This window comes from Wohlfahrtiimonas larvae (assembly GCF_002006755.1).
GTDB classification, from domain to species: Bacteria; Pseudomonadota; Gammaproteobacteria; order Cardiobacteriales; family Wohlfahrtiimonadaceae; genus Wohlfahrtiimonas; species Wohlfahrtiimonas larvae.
In genome coordinates this window covers 1-3,001 of record NZ_MVDO01000167.1, presented here as the reverse complement: position 1 = coordinate 3,001, position 3,001 = coordinate 1, and the positions used below count along the sequence as shown (strand labels likewise).

Sequence of the window (3,001 nt, the reverse complement as noted above, 5' to 3'; positions counted from 1 at the left end):
TCCAAAAAATTATTGATGAATCAGCATTGTTAGCAATGGTTAACTCTGATTTAGGTATCACTAACTTCCATGTTCCTTCTGATGTAATTGTTGATGCTTCTATGCCAGCAATGATTCGCGCAGGCGGTAAAATGTGGGATAAGAATGGCCAAACAGCAGATACAATCGCAATGATTCCTGATCGTTGCTATGCATCGATCTATAAAGTAACGGTAGATGATTGTAAAGCAAATGGCGCATTAGATCCTAAGACAATGGGAACAGTACCAAACGTTGGCTTAATGGCTCAAAAAGCGCAAGAATATGGCTCTCATGATAAAACATTTGAAATTGCTGACAATGGTACTGTAAAAGTGATCAATAAAGCAGGTGATGTTTTGATGGCACAATCTGTTGAAGCAGGTGATATCTTCCGTATGTGTCAAGTAAAAGATGCTCCGATCCAAGATTGGGTTAAACTAGCTGTAACGCGTGCTCGTTTATCTGGCATGCCAGCAATCTTCTGGTTGGATATTGACCGTGCACATGACCGTGAACTGATCAAAAAAGTAGAAAAATACTTGAAAGATCACGATACAAACGGTTTAGACATTACAATTTTGTCACCTGAAAAAGCAACAGCGAAAACTTTAGACATTATTCGTGCAGGTAAAGATGTGATCTCTGTCACAGGTAACGTTTTACGTGACTACTTAACAGACTTATTCCCAATCTTAGAATTAGGTACTTCTGCAAAAATGTTATCCATCGTTCCCTTGATGCAAGGTGGTGGTTTATTTGAAACGGGCGCAGGTGGTTCGGCACCTAAGTTGGTGGAAGATTACATTGCTAATGGTCACTTGCGTTGGGATTCATTGGGTGAATTCATGGCATTGGCTGAATCATTGCACCATTTAGCACGTACAAATGATAATGAGCGTGCAGCAGTAATTGCTAGAGCATTAGAAAAAGCAAATGCAGATTACTTAGTGGAAAACAAATCACCACAATCAAAACGTGGTCAGTTAGATACTCGCGGTTCTCACTTCTATTTAACTTTGTATTGGGCAAAAGCATTAGCAGAGCAAAATGATGATGCTGAATTAAAAGCATTATTTACTGATTTTTATCAGAACTTATCAGAGAATGAAGCGAAAATTGCACAAGAATTGATTGATGCACAACAGCCAAATCAAGACTTACAAGGTTACTACTTGCCAACAGAATCAGCATTAAATTCACTAATGAGACCAAGTGTTACTTTAAATCAATATGTTACGATCTTATAATTTGGTCTAATTTCCTGTAGAATGTTGCCGCCGCCACTATACTGTGTAAACATGGTGTAGTGGCTTTTTATGATATTGGAGGTCACATTTTGGAAGCTGTGAAAACTATTACAGAAATCCCAGTAGATATCTATAACACATTGCTAGTAGCGAGCTTAGTGTTGATGTTGGGAAGCTTTTTAACGAAAAAAATCGCTATTTTTAATCGTTTAACCTTACCACCGCCTGTTGTAGGGGGCTTATTAGCCGCGATTGTACTATTAGGTGTAAGAAGTTACGGTAATGTACAAATTAACTTTGATGGTAGCTTAACAACGCCATTAATGTTGATGTTCTTTGCAAGTATTGGTTTGAACGCTAATATTAAGCAATTAATGCAAGGCGGTAAAATGATCGCAATCTTCTTGATTGGGGTTGTTGGTTTGTTGATCATTCAAAATGGCGTTGGTGTAGGTTTAGCAACCGCGTTAGGTGAAAATCCATTATTGGGCTTATTAGCAGGCTCTATCACTTTGTCTGGTGGCCATGGTACGGGCGCAGCTTGGGGTGCTGTTTTTTCTGAAAAATACGGTTTCACAACTGCTACTGAAATTGCAATGGCATGTGCGACATTTGGTTTAGTTTTAGGCGGTTTAATTGGTGGACCTATTGCTAAATTCTTAATTAATCGTGAACCTAATAAAGTTGAAACAGATCCTACACAAAGCGCAGAGAGCTTAAGTGCATTTGATCGTCCAACTGTTCGTCGTGCGATTACGGCATCTTCAATGTTAGAAACAATTGCGATGTTAGCAATCTGTTTGAGCGTGGGTACTATGATTGCTGGTATGTTAAAAGGTTCAGCAGTTGAATTACCAACGTTTGTTTGCGTATTGTTCGTAGGTGTTATTCTTAACAACTTAGTACATTTTATCCCTAACTATGAAATTTTCGAACGTGCGGTATCTATCGCAGGTAACGTTTGTTTATCACTGTTCTTAGCAATGGCATTAATGAGCTTAAAATTGTGGGATTTAGCAACATTGGCTATTCCAATGTTAGTTATCTTAACGATTCAAGCTATTATTATGGGATTGTATGCAATTTTTGTAACTTATCGTTTGATGGGCAAAGATTACACCGCAGCAGTATTGGCAGCGGGGCACTGTGGATTTGGTTTAGGTGCAACACCAACAGCAGTTGCAAATATGCAAGTTGTGACTGAGAAATATGGTCCTGCGCCTGTTGCATTTATTGTTGTACCAATGGTTGGTGCATTCTTTATTGACTTAGTGAACGTAATCGTGATTCAAGGTTTCTTGAAATTACCAATGTTTACATCTATGTTAACAGCAGTACCGACACCATAAATTATTTATTGTATTAACAATTGATGCATGAAAAGCTACTTAGTTTGAACTACACCCCAAAAGTTGGACACAACTTTGGGGTGTTTTTATATGGCTACTCAATATTAAAGACTTGAGTGATACTTGTATCATTATTGATTTGCATGATCTTTAATGATCCTTTCTTTTCAGGTCCCATGCCCGGTGAGTTATATGGCATGCCTGGTAATGCAATGCCTTTAATATCAGGCTGTTCTGCCCAAAGTTTTTTAATTGATGCTACGGGAACATGTCCTTCAATCACATATCCATCCATCACAATTGTATGACAACTAGCACCACGTAATGTGCCATATTGCTGTTTAATTTCTACGATGTTTGGGTGATCAATCATCGTAACTTTAC

Annotated in this window: 3 protein-coding genes; 2 read left to right on the top strand and 1 reads right to left on the bottom strand. The window is 38.3% G+C overall.

The annotated features are described in order from the left end of the window. Window positions 1-1,268, top strand: a 1,268-nt coding sequence (locus BZK14_RS09320; RefSeq protein WP_143691425.1) for an NADP-dependent isocitrate dehydrogenase, incomplete at its 5' end; no start/stop codon positions are given. Window positions 1,269-1,357: 89 nt separating this feature from the next. Next, window positions 1,358-2,617 (top strand): sodium/glutamate symporter, encoded by a 1,260-nt coding sequence (gltS, locus tag BZK14_RS09315; RefSeq protein WP_077926233.1) that lies wholly within the window; start codon window positions 1,358-1,360, stop codon window positions 2,615-2,617. A gap of 94 nt (window positions 2,618-2,711) precedes the next feature. Here the strand turns inward: gltS and BZK14_RS09310 are convergent. Beyond that, window positions 2,712-3,001: DUF411 domain-containing protein (locus BZK14_RS09310; protein ID WP_077926232.1), on the bottom strand; the 290-nt coding region annotated here is incomplete at its 5' end.